Annotated in this window: 13 protein-coding genes, 1 tRNA gene and 3 pseudogenes; 6 read left to right on the forward strand and 11 right to left on the reverse strand. The window is 70.2% G+C overall.

The features are described 5' to 3' along the window. Window positions 1–6: 6 nt before the first annotated feature. From I2W78_RS41725 to I2W78_RS22575, 8 genes and pseudogenes are all read right to left on the reverse strand, one after another. Entirely contained in the window at window positions 7–246 is a 240-nt protein-coding gene (locus tag I2W78_RS41725; protein WP_374222692.1) for a hypothetical protein, read from the reverse strand. Then, window positions 239–1,081, reverse strand: a complete 843-nt coding sequence (locus tag I2W78_RS41730) for a restriction endonuclease (protein ID WP_374222693.1) — start codon at window positions 1,079–1,081, stop codon at window positions 239–241. The genes I2W78_RS41725 and I2W78_RS41730 overlap by 8 nt, the downstream gene beginning before the upstream one ends. Window positions 1,082–1,493: 412 nt before the next feature. After that, window positions 1,494–1,844, reverse strand: a complete 351-nt coding sequence (locus I2W78_RS22550) for a helix-turn-helix domain-containing protein (protein WP_196462086.1) — start codon at window positions 1,842–1,844, stop codon at window positions 1,494–1,496. A 760-nt stretch (window positions 1,845–2,604) separates the two neighbouring features. Beyond that, window positions 2,605–2,850 (reverse strand): annotated as a pseudogene (locus tag I2W78_RS22555) (SCO5918 family protein); the annotation flags it as partial. Further along, complete coding sequence (locus I2W78_RS22560) at window positions 2,819–3,130, reverse strand: CBS domain-containing protein (RefSeq protein ID WP_196462087.1); 312 nt, start codon at window positions 3,128–3,130, stop codon at window positions 2,819–2,821. The gene I2W78_RS22560 and the pseudogene I2W78_RS22555, both read right to left, overlap by 32 nt. Window positions 3,131–3,175: 45 nt before the next feature. Further along, window positions 3,176–4,669, reverse strand: coding sequence for a DEAD/DEAH box helicase (locus I2W78_RS22565; RefSeq protein WP_196462088.1), 1,494 nt, complete (start codon window positions 4,667–4,669; stop codon window positions 3,176–3,178). A gap of 233 nt (window positions 4,670–4,902) precedes the next feature. After that, window positions 4,903–5,106 (reverse strand): cold-shock protein, encoded by a 204-nt coding sequence (locus tag I2W78_RS22570; protein ID WP_028799214.1) that lies wholly within the window; start codon window positions 5,104–5,106, stop codon window positions 4,903–4,905. 763 nt (window positions 5,107–5,869) lie between these two features. Beyond that, a complete protein-coding gene (locus I2W78_RS22575) occupies window positions 5,870–6,799 on the reverse strand; it encodes a helix-turn-helix domain-containing protein (RefSeq protein ID WP_196462089.1) in 930 nt (309 codons plus the stop codon). Between the two features lie 76 nt (window positions 6,800–6,875). On the opposite strand from I2W78_RS22575, the gene I2W78_RS22580 reads away from it, so the two are divergent. Together I2W78_RS22580 and I2W78_RS22585 are read left to right on the forward strand one after the other, a co-directional pair. After that, window positions 6,876–8,690, forward strand: coding sequence for an ABC transporter ATP-binding protein (locus tag I2W78_RS22580; RefSeq protein WP_196462090.1), 1,815 nt, complete (start codon window positions 6,876–6,878; stop codon window positions 8,688–8,690). Beyond that, window positions 8,687–10,402, forward strand: a complete 1,716-nt coding sequence (locus I2W78_RS22585; protein ID WP_196462091.1) for an ABC transporter ATP-binding protein — start codon at window positions 8,687–8,689, stop codon at window positions 10,400–10,402. The genes I2W78_RS22580 and I2W78_RS22585 overlap by 4 nt, the downstream gene beginning before the upstream one ends. Window position 10,403: 1 nt before the next feature. Here I2W78_RS22585 and I2W78_RS40650 read toward each other — a convergent pair. Continuing rightward, a pseudogene (locus I2W78_RS40650) lies at window positions 10,404–10,511 on the reverse strand (adenosylhomocysteinase); the annotation flags it as partial. A gap of 252 nt (window positions 10,512–10,763) precedes the next feature. On the opposite strand from I2W78_RS40650, the gene I2W78_RS22590 reads away from it, so the two are divergent. After that, the gene (locus I2W78_RS22590) at window positions 10,764–11,567 is read left to right on the forward strand and encodes an MBL fold metallo-hydrolase (RefSeq protein WP_196462092.1); all 804 of its coding nucleotides are present in this window, start codon (window positions 10,764–10,766) and stop codon (window positions 11,565–11,567) included. Window positions 11,568–11,696: 129 nt separating this feature from the next. Here I2W78_RS22590 and I2W78_RS22595 read toward each other — a convergent pair. After that, window positions 11,697–11,769, reverse strand: a tRNA-Arg gene (locus I2W78_RS22595). Between the two features lie 1,302 nt (window positions 11,770–13,071). Between I2W78_RS22595 and I2W78_RS22600 the strand changes: the two genes are divergently transcribed. The 3 genes and pseudogenes from I2W78_RS22600 to I2W78_RS40655 form a co-directional block, all read left to right on the forward strand. Continuing rightward, a complete protein-coding gene (locus I2W78_RS22600; protein ID WP_196462093.1) occupies window positions 13,072–14,034 on the forward strand; it encodes an amidohydrolase family protein in 963 nt (320 codons plus the stop codon). A 309-nt stretch (window positions 14,035–14,343) separates the two neighbouring features. Beyond that, complete coding sequence (dacB, locus tag I2W78_RS22605; protein ID WP_196464676.1) at window positions 14,344–15,624, forward strand: D-alanyl-D-alanine carboxypeptidase/D-alanyl-D-alanine endopeptidase; 1,281 nt, start codon at window positions 14,344–14,346, stop codon at window positions 15,622–15,624. Window positions 15,625–15,851: 227 nt separating this feature from the next. Then, window positions 15,852–15,935 (forward strand): annotated as a pseudogene (locus I2W78_RS40655) (amidohydrolase family protein); the annotation flags it as partial. 336 nt (window positions 15,936–16,271) lie between these two features. Here the strand turns inward: I2W78_RS40655 and I2W78_RS41460 are convergent. After that, entirely contained in the window at window positions 16,272–17,477 is a 1,206-nt protein-coding gene (locus tag I2W78_RS41460) for a helix-turn-helix transcriptional regulator (protein ID WP_196462094.1), read from the reverse strand. Window positions 17,478–17,857 lie beyond the last annotated feature (380 nt).

The following is a 17,857-nucleotide window of genomic DNA, read 5'->3' on the forward strand; positions in this document are numbered from 1 at the left end:
GAAGCGTCACCAGTCGAGATCCCCGTACTCCCGCACCGGCACGCCGACGTCCGAGAAGACGGCCAACGCCTGGTCCCTCGCGGGTCCGGCGGCAGCGTCCTTGGTCTTGTGCAGGGCGCGGCCGAGGGTCATGAGGGTGTGGGCTTCACCGAGGCGATGGCCGGTCTGGCGGTGGACGGCCAGGGCTTCCTCGCCGAGTGCGACGGCTGTGTCGTACGCCGCTTCGGATCCCGCCAGTTCACACATGGCTGTCAGCGCCTGGCCCTCCACCACGCGGAACGAGTGATCGCGTGCCATGCCCAGTGCCTGCTCGGCATGGCTGCGGGCCTCGTGGTGCCGACCCAGCTGCTGGTAGGTGAGGCACAGCCCCAGGATGCTGTCCGCCTCGGTGCGGACGAATCTCGCCTCGCGGGCCAGGACGAGTGCCTGCCGGCCGGCCAGGAGCGATCGATCGAGATCCGCCAGTTTTCGGTAGGCGGCAGCGACCGTGGTGAGGATGCTGGCCTGAATCCACCGTCGTCCCCTGCCTTTGACCATGGCCGCACCGGTACTCGTAGGCGGTCAGCACCAGCTCCCGCATGCGCCGGTCCCGTTGCCTGCGCGCCGGCGACAGCTGCTCGCTCTCCGCCGGCTCCAGATCCAGGCCGACGGCTTCGCACAACTCGGCGTGGAGCGAAGGCGGGAAGTGCAGGTCGAGCAGCAACCGGGTGAGCCTGCCGAGCAGTTGCGGCTCGCGCCGCAGCGCTGCTCTCAAGTCCGGCGCGAGCCGCCCGGTGGCACCCGTCTCCCGTAGATCCCGCACCCCGCTTCCGGGGCTGCCGGGCCCACGATCAGTGCGCACTTCCCATACGCCGTCGCTGACCAGGTGGTGGAAGGGGTAGGCGGGCGTCGTCTTGTTCGGCGGGCCGTACTCGGTCAGCAGCCGCTGCAGGTCCAGCTCGACCGCGCTGTAGCGCAGGCCGCCCTCCTCATCCTCCTGGAACCGGCCGAGGGCGTACAGGAACAGCAGTGGCTTGTGCGGAGCGCGGGTTCCGCTCCGGGTCCACTGCCTCAACTTCGCGGTCCGCTCCAGCCAGTCCATGGCGGCCGATCGTAGACGGCCGTCGGCCACACAGGAGTTCGTCACTCCAGCTCGGCAGGAAGCACCGTCAAGGCCCACGTCAGGCGCATCCTGACCGAGCTGCACGTCACCAACCGCGTCGGACGCCCTGATGAAGCCGTTCACGCAAGCCGCCCCGGAGGCGGAGTCCGAGGCCGAACAGAGCATGGCTCACGCACGAAGCCCGGAGTGGGCTGTCAGGCGGGCGGCGGTCGGTGTCGGACGGGCGTGAATGCAAGCAGAACTGCAACGTCGATGGATTCTGCCGACGGCTGTAGGCGAGGTCGCTGACGTAGCCAAGAGGCGCGATGCAGAAACATGTATGTCCACGCCCGCGGAGAACGGTGCCTTTCCCCTCCCCGTCGGGACGGACGACGCGCCCGCGCCGACGTGATCAGCTCGAACCGGGATCGGGGCTGTGGGACGCTTCGGCCGCGGCACGGCGGTACTCGGCGTTGATGCGCTGAGCTTCCTCAAGCTGGTCCTCAAGGATGATGATGCGGCAGGCAGCCTCGATCGGGGTTCCCCTGTCGACGAGCTCGCGGGCGCGAGCGGCGATCCGCAGTTGGTAGCGGGAGTACCGGCGATGTCCGCCTTCCGAGCGCAGCGGAGTGATCAGCCGAGCCTCACCGATGGCTCGGAGGAAGGCCGGGGTGGTGCCGAGCATTTCGGCGGCCCGGCCCATGGTGTATGCGGGGTAGTCGTCGTCGTCCAGACGATCGCTGAGTGGAATATCTGCTGCCATGTCACCTCGTTGTGCAACGCGTCGAGGGGCCCTGGTGCCGTACGGCACCAAGGCCCCGAAGGAAATGAAACACCATCTGTCGGCCCTGATGCTCTGCCGACCTTCTGTTTCCGCTACCCGGCCCGGCAAGGGCAGGGGTACGGGGATCGTGGCTGCGTGACCGGGGACCACCATCCATTCCGGGGACTTGGGGCACCCGGACCGAGAGCTTCCCGGGCCGGGCGATCCTGACGGCGTCTGCTCCTCCGCCCTTCCTCTGAACCAACCACTTGGTGGAACGGGTACTGCGGTACTGCATCAGTGATGCTGTGGGCAGCCCCTCGATCTGCTGGCTGCCCAGTGCGGCTCTCAGCTCCGTCACCGTTCTGCGAACACCTTGGCTTCGGAGCTTCAGAGCCGCACTGACCTGCGAACTTCAGGTACTGCTACCCGCCAGTTCGTGTCTGCCGGGTCTCGCTTGACTGTGTCAACGGAAAAAAGATTAACCGCGTTGAGAACCAATGTCTACTCCGACAAGAGCAGATTTTGGTGAGCAGGGGTCGCAGGCATCCTGTGGCCTGCGATAACAGGTGGAACAAGTCGTCGTGGGCGGCGAGAACCTGCCCGCGGTGGCCGATACGGGCCCAGGAGCCTTCGCGTTTGTTCAGGAGCCTTCGCGCGGACGGCGAGGCGGCGAGGCGGCGATACGACGGTGAGGGCCCTGCCGACGCGCGTCGGCAGGGCCCTCACCGGGTCTCTGGTGGTGATTCTCCGCCTGTCCTCACACCTCCGGGGACGCGGTGCCCCCGAGCAGTGCCGAGGCGGTCTGGAGCGTAGTGCGGACACCCACCGGCGCGGTCTTGAGGTGGCAGGTGAGGCCGAGGCGGGCCATGGCCCGGACGACTTCGCCGCTGGTGAAGTCGCGGCGGTCCTGTCCGGTGATGACCTGGCCTACTTGCTTGACCGGGTAGCGGCGGCGGCCGATGGTCACGGAGTCACCCGCGACTGGCTCGGCCGTGACGCCCTTCTCTGTGAAACGGTCCGGCGAGCACGTCCCGCAGACGGACCCGGTCCGTGTAGGTGGGGCTGTCGCGGAGTACGGCGAGCCGGGCCAGGGTGATCAGGCCCACGCTCTGGTCGTCCCCGTCGCAGAGGACGAGGTGATCGACACGGGCACCGGCCATGAGGGACAGAGCGACTTCGACCGTCATGTCGTCACGGACCCGAGGTCCGGACACGTCCCTGTCGTCGACCACCGCCCTGGGGGAGGGATCTGCTACCTGGTGCTGCGCCTGAGCCGGCGTCATAGGTGCCTCCTACCGGAAAGGGATGGGCTGGTGATCACGGCGGCTCTAGGCGGCCGAGCCGAAGCCGGTACGCCGCTGCGCCCCGCGGCGTGCCGCTTCTCCCACGGGCCGGCCCTGGCCCGCGCGGCCCCGGCGACCGCGACGGCCCTGGGACGAAGAAGACGCGGGGCGGGGACGTTCCACGGCCGGTGCGGTGATGACGACCGGGACACCGGAAGGGGCCCGGGCACCTGTGATGCGACTCAGCTCCGCCTCGCCCGAACGTACCTGGGCGATCCGGGGGGTGATGCCCGCCGAGGCCATCAGCCGGCTCATACCACGACGCTGATCAGGGGTCACCAGGGTGACGACGCTGCCGGATTCGCCGGCGCGGGCCGTGCGACCGCCGCGGTGGAGGTAGTCCTTGTGGTCACTGGGCGGATCCACGTTGACGACCAGGTCGAGGTTGTCGACGTGGATCCCGCGCGCCGCGACGTTCGTCGCCACCAGGACCGTCACATGCCCGCTCTTGAACTGGGCCAGGGTCCGCGTGCGCTGCGGCTGGGACTTGCCACCGTGCAGGGCCGCGGCGCGGACACCGCTGCTCAGCAGGTGCTTGGTCAGCAGGTCCACCGCGTGCTTGGTGTCGAGGAACATGATCACTCGACCGTCTCGCGCCGCGATCTCGGTGGTCGTCCGATGCTTGTCCGCGTCGTGCACATGGAGGACGTGGTGCTCCATCGTGGTGACGGCGCCCGCCGACGGGTCGACGGAGTGGACGACCGGGTCCGTCAGGTAGCGGCGGACCAGCAGGTCGACGTTGCGGTCCAGGGTGGCCGAGAAGAGCATCCGCTGCCCGTCGGGACGCACCTGGTCGAGCAAGGCGGTGACCTGGGGCATGAAGCCCATGTCGGCCATTTGGTCGGCCTCGTCGAGGACCGTGATGTCGACGGCGTCCAGTCGGCAGGCGCCCCGGTCGATGAGGTCTTTGAGCCGCCCGGGCGTCGCGACGACCACCTCGGCCCCGGCGCGTAGCGCACCGGCCTGCCTGCCGATCGACATCCCGCCGACGACGGTGGCCAGCCGCAGGCTCACGGACCGGGCGTACGGGGTGAGCGCGTCGGTGACCTGCTGGGCGAGCTCGCGGGTGGGGACGAGGACGAGGGCGAGCGGCTGCCGTGGCTCGGCACGCCGCTCCGCTGTACGGGCCAGTACGGCGAGGCCGAAGGCGAGGGTCTTGCCCGAACCGGTGCGGCCACGGCCGAGTACGTCACGACCGGCCAGGGAGTTCGGCAGGGTCGCCGCCTGGATCGGGAACGGTACGGTCACGCCTTCGCGGCCGAGCGTGGCCAACAGCCGTGCGGGCATGGCGAGATCGGCGAACGCCCCGACGGCCGGCAGCGCGGGCGTGATCGTCTTCGGCGGCGCGAACTCGCCCTGCACGGCCCGTCCGGTCTGTCGATTTCCGTAGCCCTTGGAACGGCGGGTACCACCGGAGCGGTTGGCGCCGGCGCCCCCTCCGAAGCGGTCGTATGCGCGGGATGTGTGGGCACGCTTCATGCGGAACCTTCCTTGACGAGGCGCGTAGCAAGGAATTCCCGCAGCAGATGAGCGGCGCAGAGAATCTCGAAACGAGCCGAAAACGATGTCGGGGCGAGTCGGACCGACGGGGTACGTGTCACCGGTCGGTCATGCGGTGGAGCCTTCCCGTCTCGTGCCCTGAAATGCAGCGAGCTGGGGCCCGCACCCCAGAGGTGCGGGCCCCAGCTGCGAAGTATGCGTCGGCGCCGGTGTCAGGCGGGAACGATGTTCTCGGCCGTCGGGCCCTTCTGGCCCTGCGCGATGTCGAACGACACCTTCTGGCCTTCCAGCAGCTCGCGGAAGCCCTGGGTGGCGATGTTCGAGTAGTGGGCGAAGACGTCGGCGCCGCCACCGTCCTGCTCGATGAAGCCGAAGCCCTTTTCCGCGTTGAACCACTTCACGGTGCCAGTAGCCATGTCATTTCTCCTTCGGAGACGGTGTCAGGAATGCGCCCTGTGCGAATTCCGTGTCGCCGTGATGATTACCCCGTCGGAAATGAACCTTCTGGCAACCACACCTGCAACTGAGATCGACAGTAGCACGGTGCGATCGGCCCTGCACGGTCGATAATTCCACTCCGGCCGACCGTCGAGGAATACTCGCCATGCCCCGCACCTATTTCTCATGCCACGGATACAGATATTGCTCTCCACAGGTGCGGCGTTTACTGCCGTGCACTTCTGCCCACAGCCCTATGACGTCCGTCGACGGGAGATATGCCGCTGCCACCGTCGTCAGCGGATGGCGCAACGGTGAACGTGCTGAGACTCCACTACCGCGATGAAGGTCACATCCCCGGCGAAGAGCGCGACGGCCGGTGGTCACAAGGTAGTCGGACGTGACCGCCCGCACCCGCGCAGCACGTCGGCTACCCCCGAGTGGTAATGCGTGGTGCCCCCGGCAGGATTCGAACCTGCGACACCCGCTTCAGGAGTGGAACGCAATTCATGATCAAAGGTGTGGGGTCCCGTGACTCGAGCGCTCGCCCGCAAGGGGGTCTCCAGGGGCACCGGCCCGTGGTAGCGCATCCGGAGTGAGATGGTCATGCCCGGATCGCACCGTCCCACGAAGCCGCCGTCAGCCGGAGTCGCCCGCATCGGCGGCGCGAGCGGGCTGCCGGCGCCGGTGACGGGACCGTACATCCGCACTCCGCCCGGGAACTCGTTCGCCTCGGGCTTCTCAGCCGGTTGGCGGCGGTGGCCGGTGCGGCACGTCGAAACGGGAGGCCGGCGCATTGCCCCATCGTGCAGAGAGGCGTGGCACATGGTCCACCCACGCCATGTCGGCCGTCGTGATGAGCGACTGCCCGGCCACGGTCGCGGGGGTCACACCGGTGAACGCCACGACGTCCCGGTGCAGATGCGACTGGTCGGCGTAGCCGCAGTCGGCCGCGACCCTGGCCGCCTCCTGGCCCCCGGCCAGGCGGGTGGCGGCCCAGTCGAAGCGGACGAGCTTCACGGCGCGCTTGGGCGGCAGGCCGAGCTGCGCGTGGAAGCGGGACCACAGGCGCTTGCGGCTCCAGCCCAGCTCGTCGGCCAGCTCCTCGACCCGCACCTGGCCGTGCTCGGCGACGATACGGTCCCAGGCCCAGGCCAGCTCCGGCTCGATGGCGGGCCCCGCGGCGGTCAGTCGGGCGAGGAACGCTTCGACGAGTGCGAATCGTTCCTCCCACGAGGCGGCCTGGGCCAGCTGCTCGCGCAGCCGGGTTGCCCGCCGCTCTCCCCACAGGTCGTCCAGGGCCACCACGGAGTTCTCCAGATCGGCGGGGCCCACGCCCAGCACGGCGCGCGCGATGGCGGGGGACAGGCGCACCTGCATCCACTCGACGTTCGCGGCCCGCACCCGCGCCGCACCGCCGACGCCGAACCCGAGCCCGGTGACAATGCTGCCGCGGTGCTGCCGCCCCGTCGCCTCGTCGATGCCGAGCGCCGCCTCGCCGCAGGCCAGCGCCAGCGTCAGCACGGGATGCGGGTCGAGCCGGTGGTCGACCGGAGCCGGGCCGCGGTCGCGCAGCCCCGCCAGGACGACGCCGGGTACGCGCCCGGGCCGGGCCGGGCGCGTGACCTGCCACACGGGGGCAACGACACGCTGGCGCACGGCAGTTGACATGCCTCCATGCTACGGGCCCGCCCGGACGGAACATTTCTCCAATCCAGCGGGCCGCAGACGCGGCGAAGGTGAGCGCATGACTTCCACCGGAACCACCGCGCCACCACCACCGGGCGTGGCCCGTCTGTTGCGCCCGTACGCGGGCGGCTTCGCCGTCGTCGTCGTCCTGCAGGTCATCGGCGCTGTCGCCGGCCTGGCGCCGCTCCTCGCGGTCGTCGAGCTCGGCCGTACGCTGCTGGCGCCGGGGCCGGCCGACGAAGGGCACGTGCGAGGCGTCGTGCTCGCGGGCGCGGCAGGGCTGCTCGTACGGCTGCTGTTCGCGGCCGCCTCGTCCGGCGTCGGACACCTCCTCGACACCCGGGTGCAACTGTCGCTGCGCCGGCAACTCGCCGCGCGGCTGGGGCGGGTGCCGATCGGCCGGCTGGCGCGGCGGCGGGGCGGGGAGCTGGCGAAGCTGGTGGGTGAGGACGTCAGCGCCGTGCACCCGCTCATCGCGCACACGCCGGGCGAGCTGATCTCCGCCTTCGTGGTGCCGCTGGTCTCGCTCGGGTACCTCCTCACCGTGGACTGGCGGCTGACGCTGATCACGCTGATCCCCGTGCTGCTGGCGGTCGCGCTGGTGCCGCTGATGATGACCCCTGCGCGGCTGCGCGAGCAGAAGGAGTTCGACGCCGCGATGGGGCGGATCTCGGCGTCGGTGGTCGAGTTCGTGCAGGGCATCGCGGTGGTGAAGGCGTTCGGCGGGTCGGAGCGGGCGCACGGCAAGTTCCGTACCGCGGTGGGCGACTTCACCCGGAGCTTCTACCGGATGGTGCGCGGTCTTTCCGGGGTCGCCGCCGGGATGCAGGTGGCGCTGTCGCCGCCGTTCGTGCTGCTGGCGGTGCTGGTCGGCGGCGCGTACCGGATCACCGGAGGCGGGCTCGCCCCGGCGGACCTGCTGCCTTTCATGCTTCTCGGCCTCGGGCTGACCGCGCCCGTGGCCGCGCTCGGGCACGGCTTCGACGACCTGCAGGCCGCGCGACGCGCCGTCGGCCGCATCCGGGACGTACTCGCCGAGCCGTCGCTGCCCGAGCCCGTACGGCCGGTGGCGCCCGAGGGACACCGGGTGGAGCTGCGGGACGTCCGCTTCGGATACTTCGGGTACGAGGGTGCCGCGGCCGGGCGCGAGGTGCTGCGCGGTGTCGACCTGGTGCTGGAGCCGGGGACGATCACGGCCGTGGTCGGGCCGTCCGGCAGCGGCAAGTCCACGCTGGTGCAGTTGCTGCCGCGGTTCTACGACCCGACGCACGGCTCCGTGCTCCTCGGCGGCGTCGACCTGCGTGAGGTGGGCAGCCAGGAGCTGTACCGGCGGGTGTCCTTCGTCTTCCAGGACGTCCGGCTGCTGCGCGCCTCGGTCGCGGACAACATCGCCCTCGCCGTCCCGCACGCCGACCGCGACGCCGTTGTCCGCGCCGCCCGCCGGGCGAGCATCCACGACCGCGTTCTCGAACTGCCCCGCGGCTACGACTCGGTGATCGGCGAGGACGCCCGCCTCTCGGGCGGCGAGGCGCAGCGCATCTCGATCGCCCGCGCCCTGCTCGCGGACGCCCCCGTCCTGGTCCTCGACGAGGCCACCGCCTTCGCCGACCCGCAGACCGAGCGGGCGGTGCGCGAGGCGCTGGCGCAGACCCGGGAGAAGCGGACGACGCTGGTCATCGCCCACCGCCTGGAGACGATCGCCGACGCCGACACCGTCGTGATGCTGCGCGACGGCGAGATCGTGGAGCGGGGCACGACCGCGGAACTCCTCGCGCGGAACGGCGCATTCGCCGAATTCTGGAAGATCCACGCCGGTGCCGTGGAAGCCGGTGCCGTGGAAGCCGGTGTCGTGGAAGGGGAAGAGGCCCGATGATCAGCACACTGCTGCGTGTGCTCGGCCACGAGTACGCCGGGCCGGTGCGCCGCACCGTCGCCCTGATGACGGCGGCCGCGCTCGCCGAGGGACTGTCGTACGCCCTGCTGGTGCCCGTGCTGCGCGCGCTCTTCGGCAGTACACCTGAGGACGCCCGGCCCTGGCTGGCCGCCTTCGGCGCGGCGGTCGCGGTCTATGCGGTGCTGCGGTACGTCAGCGACCGCTCCGGTTTCCGCGTGGGCACGACGATGCTGCACGGCATGTACGAGCGCCTCGGCGAACACCTCGCCCGGTTGCCCATCGGCTGGTATCAACCCGGCCGCACCGGCGAGGTGTCCGTCCTCGCCGGCCAGGGCGTGTTGCAGGCGATGAGCGTGATCGCGCACCTGCTGGCGCCGTTCATCTCCGCCTGTGTGACGCCGCTGACGATCGTCGCCGTGATGCTCGCCTTCAACTGGCAGCTGGGACTTGCCGGCCTGGCCGCTGTGCCGTTGGTAGCCGCGGTCCAGCAGCGCACGGCCCGCGCGACGACGGCTACCGACACGGAGCGCGTGGAACGCGAGCGCGAGGCCACCGGCCGCGTCATCGAGTACCTCCAGGCCCAGCCGGTGCTGCGCGCCGGCGGCCGCACCGGCGAGCGCTTCGGTTTGCTGGACGACTCCCTGAAGGAACTGAGCCGCGCCTCGCGTCGCTCCACCCTTTCGGCGCTGCCAGGTGTGCTGGGCCTTGCGGTCACCGTGCAGGCGGTGTTCACCGCGCTGCTCGCACTCGGTGCGTACCTCGCCCTCGGCGGGGACATCGGCGCGGCCGAGGTGCTCGCGGTCCTGGTGCTCGCCGCCCGCTGCGCCGACCCGCTGCTGTCCCTCGCCGAGATGAGCGGTGGCATCCGCGCCGCCCGCGCCGAACTCACCCGCCTCGACGACGTCCTCACCACCAAGCCGCTGCCGGAGCCGCGCGCGCCGCGGGAACCGTCCTGCCACGACATCGAGTTCGACGCGGTCACCTTCCGGCACGGCGACCGCACGGTCGCCGACGGTGTGACGCTGTCCGTACCCGAGGGCCGGCGGCTGGCCGTCGTCGGGCCGTCGGGCGCGGGCAAGACGACCTTGCTGCACCTGCTGGCCCGCTTCTACGACGTCGACGCGGGCGCGGTGCGGATCGGCGGCGTGGACGTACGGGAGATGGACAGCGCGGCGCTGATGGCGCGGATCGCCATCGTCTTCCAGGACGTCTACCTGTTCGACGGCACGATCGAGGAGAACGTGCGCCTCGGCCGCCCGGACGCCACCGACGCCGAGGTACGGGCCGCGGCCGCCGCGGCCCGTCTCGACGAGGTGCTCGAGCGGCTGCCCGGCGGCTGGTCGGCGGACGTCGGTGAGGGCGGGGCGCTGCTGTCGGGCGGCGAGCGGCAGCGCGTCTCCATCGCCCGCGCGCTGCTGAAGGACGCGCCGATCGTGCTGCTCGACGAGGTCACTTCGGCCCTGGACCCGGTGAACGAGGCGGCCGTGCACGCCGGCATCGAGGAGCTGATGGCGGGCCGGACCGTGGTGATGGTGGCGCACCGCATGGGGACCGTGCGCCGGGCCGACCGCGTCGCGTTCCTGGACGCCGGGCGGGTGGTCGAACAGGGCAGCCACGAGGAGTTGCTGCGACGCGCCGGCCGCTACGCCGCGTACTGGGACCTGTCCCGGGCCGGGGCGGCACGGGACTGAAACGGCCGTGCAGGTTGTCGCCCCGGCCGCGCAGGGCCTCGGTGGAGAAGACGACGGAACGGCCGACGAGGAAGTCCTCGGGATCCTTCAGCGGAGATCGGGCCACGGAGCGAGGCCGCAAAGGTCAGCAGGCTGAACTGCTGCGGGCCGCACCCGGACAGCCGCACGGTCCATCGCGACAAAGGGAGGGCAAGCCGGCCCCTGTCCGCGACTGAACGGAACCGTGCTGAGACGGAAGCGGCCGACGCCCGAGCATGCACGAGGTCGAGGCATGCCAGTTCTGCGAGGCGCACACGACCTGGAGCGAACTCCGGAGCACCCACCTGCTCATGGGCCGCCCACCGGTGGCACCATCTGTGGGATGCCCCCTTCCATCCAGGTCGGCCCGTACACCGTCATCGCGCTCGCCGACGGCGCCGGCCCCTTCTTCTCCCCCAGGTCGGAGGCGTTCCCCGGCGCCACCACCGAGCAGTGGGCGGCGGCCGACGAGCTCGACCCCGGCGCGGTTGACGCCGACGGGCGCTGGCGGCTCCAGTTCCGCGCGTTCGCGATCCGCAGCGACGAGGGTGTGACGCTGGTCGACGCGGGGATCGGCCCGGCCGACAGCCCGGCGGCTTCGTGGGCGCCCGTGCCCGGGGTGCTCCCGGCTTCGCTGGTCGATGCGGGTATCGAACCATCCGACGTGGACACCGTGGTGCTCACGCACCTCCACACCGACCACGTGGGCTGGGCCGTCGTCGGCGGTGAGCAGACGCGGCCGTTCTTCCCGAACGCCGAGTACCTGTTGCAGCAGGCCGAACTCGACGCGATCGAGGAGGTCAACCCGCAGCTGCGTTCCTCTGTGGTCGACCCGCTCCGGAAGACCGATCAGCTACGGCTGCTCGACGGCGACACCCCGCTGCGCAGCGGCGAGCGCGTGCTCGCCACGCCCGGTCACACGCCCGGGCACCAGAGCGTGCTCGTCGCGTCCGGCCGCGAACTGGTTGCCGTCACCGGTGACCTGCTCGTGCACGCGATCCAGCTGCTCCACCCCGAACTCGCCTACGCTCACGAGATGGACCCTGAGCAGGCAAGGGCCTCAAGGGAACAGGTGCTCCACAGCCGGGCCGGCGGCACCCTCTACCTCGCGACCCCACACCTGACCGAGCCGTTCATCGCCCGCTGACCTCGCCGATGCCCCGGAGGCGTACTGCTGGCGCACACCGCTCACGCAAACGGCCTCGGACGAGGAGCCCGAGGCCGAGTAGAAGCCCTCCCTGGGGGAGAAACCCCAGGTCAGAGCGGTAATGCGTTGTGCCCCCGGCAGGATTCGAACCTGCGACACCCGCTTTAGGAGAGCGGTGCTCTATCCCCTGAGCTACGAAGGCGGGGGCTTGTAGAAAACCTTGTTGAAAATCCAGGGTGTGGATCTTCGACGAGGCGTACAAGCCCGCTGGTCAGACGTGGTTCGAAGGGTGCCGCAGCGCTACCTGAGCGGACAACGCGACGTACCAACGACTGACCAGGGACAGCGTAGCGGATGTGCGTCAGCGAGGGGCCTCCGTATAGGGACAGGAGATCGGGGCGGCGCGTTGGAGCGCCCCTGACCTGCTGTTTCTCTGACTCGTGGTGCAAGGTGGGTGGAAGCCGAGGGGCGGAGGGCGAGGGCGGTTGGACCGTTCTGCTCCCTGTGCCGGCCTGCAGACCCACTTGGCCATGTCCGGCAGGCGGCCGACATGACAGGTCGCCTCGTACTCCCTGGAGGGTGGCCGGACCGTCTCCTGCTCGTCGGTAGCGGCGGCAGCCGGGTGGCACGGCGGAGTGCACCGATGCTGACCTAGCGGACCATCAACGGGACCGCCACCAGTGGTCACCGCCCCTTGCTGAGAGATGGGGGGCAGATGTGTGAGCCGTAGGTCGCTGCGGATCGGTGTCCGAGGATCCCGTCGTACCCGAGGCGCCTTGAAGCGGGCTGCTGCCAGCGGGGGCGGCGGAGCCCTCAGACGGATCGCTTCCCGGCCCTCGCCAGATGCTCCGGTGGGTCCCTCGACCTTCCCGTCGCCGGGATCCCGCCCGGTCCGGGTTCGGTGGCGATCGCGGTGCACGGGATCGCCGCGGTGACCTATGGTGCCGCCACCGCCACCGCCACCGCCACCGCCACCGCCACCGCCACCGCCACTGATCGTCGCTGTCCGCGGTTCAATGCGTCAGACCCGGCCCGGGGCGCGTGTGATGCGGCCGGTCAGACTGCTCTTTCGGGCAGGCGGAACCGCCAGAAAGGACAGCCGGGTGTGGAGCCGTCCCGTCCAAGAATGAAGGCGTTGTCCGTACCGCCTTCTCGGTGGTGGCGTACGTGTGTCTGACGGGAAACGAAACAGGCACGACGTCGATTCTCGGCTCGATGGAGCAGTCGTGAGTTCAGTTCTACGCAGTGTCGCAACCACCGTGATGGTCGCAGTGCTGTGCGGCTCGGCCGTCGTCTTCTCGCAGACGTCGGCCCATGCCGGCACCGTGCCCATCTCCTGCAGTTCTGTTTTCCACATCGATCACGCGAACCCTTCCAGGTGCGTGCACGACTGAGGAATTCGTGCTCGTGCCGTCGCCTGGCCGCGTGGAGAGCGAACCACGACTGGGGCATGGGAAACGGGGGAAATTCGCTCGCATCAGCGCTCGCCGAAAGGAATGAAGGCATGACGTTGGTCAAGGGGTGGGTGGATGTGCACGCGCATTTCGCCCCGCCGGTCACCGAAGAGCAGCGGCTCAAGCAGTGGGAAGGCCTGCGCGCGCAACGGTTTCTGGCGCAGCAGCCGTACGACTGGAGTCCGGAGTCCGCCTTGGACCACATGGACCGGACCGGTACCGCCATGCAACTGCTCAGCAACACCCACGTCCCCTCACTGCAGGCGTTGCGCGATTCCAACGACTACGGAGCGAAGATCGTCGCGGACCATCCGACCCGGTTCGGGCTGTTGGCGGCGCTCCCCACCGACGACCCCGAGGCGGCACTGACCGAGATCGAACGGGCCCGATCGGATCTGCACGCCGACGGATACGCGGTGAGCGCCCGGTACAACGGGGTGTTCCTCGGCGACGAGCGGCTGGAACCGGTGTGGGCCGAGCTGAACCGCCGCCGTGCGGTGGTCTTCGCCCACCCGAACACCATCGCGCCGCCCCAACTCGGCCTTCCCGCCGTCATGATGGACGTGGCGTTCGAGACCGCCCGGAGCGTCGTCGACATGCTTTACGCCGGGGTGCTCCGCCGCTACCCCGACCTGACGTTGATCCTCGCCCACGCGGGGGGAGCCCTACCCGCACTGTCCGGACGGCTCGGACAGTTGGGAGCGGAGCCTTGGGTGCCCAACGCGCAGAACATCACCCGGGAGGAGATCCGCGAGCATCTGGGCAGGCTGTACCTGGACACCGCCAACGCGGGAGACGACGCCCCTCTCGCGTCGGCTCTCGCCATGGTCCCGCGTGACCACGTGGTCTACGGCTCCGACAGCGGCGCGCCGTGCAACACGGACGAGACGTTGGCAGCCAATATCCGGGCGCTCCGAGACTCCCGCGTGCTGCTCGAAGGTGAGGCGGACCAACTGGGCCATCGCGGCTGGGACCTGTTCCCGACTGCCGGCCGCCGCGCCGGCAGAAGCTGAGCCTCTGGTCCAGCGGCCTGCCGGCGGAGAACTCGGCGCGGATCCGCGGCATTCGAGGAAAGGGCACACGTCCCGGTTGCCGCCGCCCCCTCAATGACGCCGGCCGGCAGGTGGCCGAGTTCGGTCGGCCGAGCGGTCATTCCCTTCCCATGTGCTCAGCCACAACCTTCGTCACTCCTCTACTCCTTTTGCCTTCGCCCTCGACATACCCAACCCCACGCTTCTCGCGTGTACCAGACCAAGGCCCCCCACATGCACAATGCCTCCCGTGCCGCCGCTGTCGGCGGCCGTCATCGCAAGCCCAAGGCCATGAGTGCCCCGGCCCGCCGAGCGCTCGCGCTGGCGGCGACTGCCCCCATTGCCGGGGCGATCCTTGCCGGTCCGTCTGCCTTCGCCGCAGACAAGGCCGTCTCGAAGGGCACCGCCGGCCAACTCGACCCCGCCGAGCAGAAGATCGCAGACAACCTCAACTCACGGGTCCAGGACCCGCGCCTCGGCAGTGACCTCAGCGGTGTGGTCCTGGATGCCAAGTCGGAGAAGACGATCTGGGGCCACGAAGCCACCACCGCGCTGATGCCCGCGTCCAACACCAAACTCGCCACCGCCACCGCCGCGTTGACCGTTCTCGGCCCCGATCACAGGTTCACCACCAAGGTCGTCTACGGCGACGGCACGCTCACCCTCGTCGGCGAGGGTGACCGCACGCTGACCTCCGACGATCTCGACGAGCTGGCCAAGACCGCCGTCGCGGGCCTGAAGCACGCCGGTCTGACCTCCGTGAAGGTCCGCGTCGACGACAGTCTCTTCCCCGAGCCCACCCTCGCCCCCGGCTGGAACACCGGCTACTACCCGGCTGAGGTCGCGCCGGTGCGGCCCCTGGTGGTGGACGGACACGCCGTCACGGACACCTCGCTGGACGCTGGACAGGTCTTCGCCAAGCTCCTCGCGGACAGGGGCGTCACCGTCACCGGTGACGTCACCCACGGCGTGGCAGGGGCCGGGGACGTCGCCGTGTCCGAGCACCGGTCCGGGAAGCTGTCCACGATCGTGAAGCACATGCTCAAGGTGAGCGACAACAACATCGCCGAGACACTGCTGCGGATGACCGCGCTCGGCGCCGGACGCCCGGCCACGTTCGAGGACGGAACGGCGGTCGTACGGGCGGTGCTCAGCCACACGTACGGCCTGTCGCTGGACAACTTCCAGACATACGACGGCAGCGGGCTGTCCCGCTCCACCAGGATCCCGGCCCGGACACTGGCGGAAATCCTCGACCTGACCACCGACCCCCGCTACAGCCAGACCCTGAAGTACATCGCGGACGGCCTGCCCGTCGCGGGCGAGGCGGGTTCCACCCTGGGGCCGGAGTGGGGGCGGTTCGACACCCCCGACTCCCGTTGCGCCGTCGGAAAGGTCAAGGCCAAGACCGGCACGCTCACCGGCGCCATCGCTCTTTCCGGCCTCACGCGGGCACAGGACGGACACTGGAAGGTCTTCTCCTTCATCGAGAACGGCTCCAGCGCCAACCCGAACGACATCAAGGACGCCCTGGACGGCCTCGCCGCGACGGTCAACGGCTGCTGGGCCTGACCGCGAGGAACGCCGAGGGCTGGGTCCTGTCCTGCGGCAGGAGCAAGTGCGTCAACTGCAACAGGAGATGGCTACCTACAGGCGGATCGTCGCCGACGGCGGCGCGCTCGCCATGGGGACCGACGCCCTCCCTCGCCCCCATCGGCCTCCAGGTCCACCTCGGCCTGCGTGCCCTCCACCAGTACGCCGGTCTCTCCCCTGCCCAGGCCCTGCGTACCGCCACCGCCGTGCCCGCCCGGATGTTCGGCGTCGACGACGATCTGGGTACGGCGGAACCCGGCAAGCTGGCCGACCTCACGGTGATCGACGGGAACCCCTTCCACGACTTCACCGACCTGACGCGCGTCTCCTGGGTGATGCGCGACGGCGTTGTGCACCGCCAGGAGGACGTGGTCGGCCCTCACCGGCTCACCGCCCAGCGGACGGCCGATGACAGCGAGCACTGGCACACGTCGGCCGGATCATCCGCCGCGAAAGCTGCTGCGCGATCTGATCACCCCCGCTCCCAGCCCTCGGGCTCCCCGGCCCTGGAGCCTGCGGGCCGCCCGGCACCGGTCCCTGCGGATGACGCGTTCCGGCAGGGGAGGGTTGGTCATAGGGATGGCCGTCGTGGATCTGTGCGTCGGGGCGATGTCACGGACGCTCCCTCAGAAGCGGGCCGCGCGGCCCAGGGCCGCGGCTTCTCCCCGCGTGCGTACGCCCAGCTTGGACAGGATCTGGCGAACGTGGAACTTGACGGTGTGTTCGGTGACATGCAGGTGCTCGGCGATCTGCGGATTGGTCCGGCCACGGGCGAGTTCCGCCATCACCTCCCGTTCCCGTGGGCTGAGTTCGCGCAGCGGCTCGAGGTCGGTGCTGGGCGGCAGAGCGAGTGGAAGGCGAGCGGTGAGCGTGGTGCCCCAGCCGGACACGGTTTCCAGGGTGAAGTCGCCGCCGAGCGGTGCCAGGCGCTCGCGCATCCGGTATTCGCCCTGATGCCGCGGGAACGAGGCACAGTCGCCGTCGTCACGGACCTCCACCACCAGCTGGTCGTCGGTCACCTGCCAGGCCACGCGGATCCGGCGGGGGCGGGTGTGCTCCAGCATCGCCAGCACGCAGCCGCGGGCCACGGCGGTCGCGGCCTCGCCCACCGGAGCCGGAAGCAGCCGGTCGGCGGTCACCGGGGGCACTGTCTCCAGGTGCACGTCGGTGTGGAGCACCAGCGGCCTCAGTTGCTCGGTGAGCAGCGTGAAGGCGCGTTCCGCGGTGCACTCCTGGGAGGCGGAGGCGGTGCGCAGAGCGGTCAGGGCGGTGGAGGCGATGTCCGTGGCCGCCTGACGTGCCTGGGCGTCGTCCAGGCGCCGGGAGCGAAGGGTGGCGAGGAGGGCCTGGAGCGTGACGGCGTGGGTGTTGCGGGCGATGAGGAGCTGCTTGGCGTGCTCCCCGGCGAAGAAGCGCTCCGCCGCCGTGGTCGGTGACGGGCTGGAACGCGACAGCAGGGCCGCCGCGAGTTCCCACCCGCACTGCACCGCCGGGTAGGCGTGCTCGGTGTCCACGGGGTCGGTGGCGTCGGCCAGGACGAGGAGGCTGCCGGGTGCCCACGGTCCCGCGGTGGCGGCCACCAAGGCCGGGCGGGTGGTGCCGCCGATAGTGACCGGCCGGTGCCAGGGGCGGCCGGGGACCGCCGTGTCGGCCAGCGCGGCCAGTTCGGCGGCACTCGGCCTGTCGTCGTCGTCGGATGTCACGCTGGTCTGTCCGGCGACCAGTGCGGCGGCCCAGCGGTGGGGGATCTTGTCGCGAAGCGCCACCGACAGGCTCGGCAGTACCTCGTCGGCAGCGGCTGTGGCGAGCACCAGTGCCCAGTCTCCGGTCACCCTGACCTCCTACTCTCTCAACTAGGTACAACTCTCCGAGAGAGCAGCCCGGTTCCCCTTGGGTCGGTGTGGTCATCATCCTTGCCGTGCGGTTGCGGGCGGACCTTTCACCGCCGCCCCAGCCGTCGGGCCGCTGCGTCGAAAAAACTCAGAACCTCTGTGTCAGCAACACGCTCCTCCGGGAGCGCACTTTCCGACGGCCCCTGGCGTGCTCGTCGCCTTCGGCGTCGGCCTCGCCATGTTCACGGCCACCGGTGGCACCGCAGATGCGGCTCTTTGGCAGCCCAACGGGCAGCCCGTCCCGCTCCTCGTACAGGGCGGCGTCGGCCTGCCCTCCGGCACCAACAGTGTCAAAGTCACCCTGGACGGGGTCGGTTCGA

Source organism: Streptomyces spinoverrucosus, assembly GCF_015712165.1.
In the GTDB taxonomy this organism is placed as follows: Bacteria; Actinomycetota; Actinomycetes; order Streptomycetales; family Streptomycetaceae; genus Streptomyces; species Streptomyces spinoverrucosus_A.

Excerpts from the sequence above, each read along its gene's own strand:
- I2W78_RS22565 (WP_196462088.1), bottom strand. The coding sequence starts at position 4,669 with ATGAAGCGTGCCCACACATCCCGCGCATACGACCGCTTCGGAGGGGGC.
- I2W78_RS22575 (WP_196462089.1), bottom strand. The coding sequence starts at position 6,799 with ATGTCAACTGCCGTGCGCCAGCGTGTCGTTGCCCCCGTGTGGCAGGTC.
- I2W78_RS41730 (WP_374222693.1), bottom strand. The coding sequence starts at position 1,081 with ATGGACTGGCTGGAGCGGACCGCGAAGTTGAGGCAGTGGACCCGGAGC.
- I2W78_RS22550 (WP_196462086.1), bottom strand. The coding sequence starts at position 1,844 with ATGGCAGCAGATATTCCACTCAGCGATCGTCTGGACGACGACGACTAC.
- I2W78_RS22570 (WP_028799214.1), bottom strand. The coding sequence starts at position 5,106 with ATGGCTACTGGCACCGTGAAGTGGTTCAACGCGGAAAAGGGCTTCGGC.
- I2W78_RS22580 (WP_196462090.1), top strand. The coding sequence starts at position 6,876 with ATGACTTCCACCGGAACCACCGCGCCACCACCACCGGGCGTGGCCCGT.
- dacB (WP_196464676.1), top strand. The coding sequence starts at position 14,344 with ATGAGTGCCCCGGCCCGCCGAGCGCTCGCGCTGGCGGCGACTGCCCCC.
- I2W78_RS22585 (WP_196462091.1), top strand. The coding sequence starts at position 8,687 with ATGATCAGCACACTGCTGCGTGTGCTCGGCCACGAGTACGCCGGGCCG.
- I2W78_RS22590 (WP_196462092.1), top strand. The coding sequence starts at position 10,764 with ATGCCCCCTTCCATCCAGGTCGGCCCGTACACCGTCATCGCGCTCGCC.
- I2W78_RS41725 (WP_374222692.1), bottom strand. The coding sequence starts at position 246 with ATGTGTGAACTGGCGGGATCCGAAGCGGCGTACGACACAGCCGTCGCA.
- I2W78_RS22560 (WP_196462087.1), bottom strand. The coding sequence starts at position 3,130 with ATGACGCCGGCTCAGGCGCAGCACCAGGTAGCAGATCCCTCCCCCAGG.
- I2W78_RS22600 (WP_196462093.1), top strand. The coding sequence starts at position 13,072 with ATGACGTTGGTCAAGGGGTGGGTGGATGTGCACGCGCATTTCGCCCCG.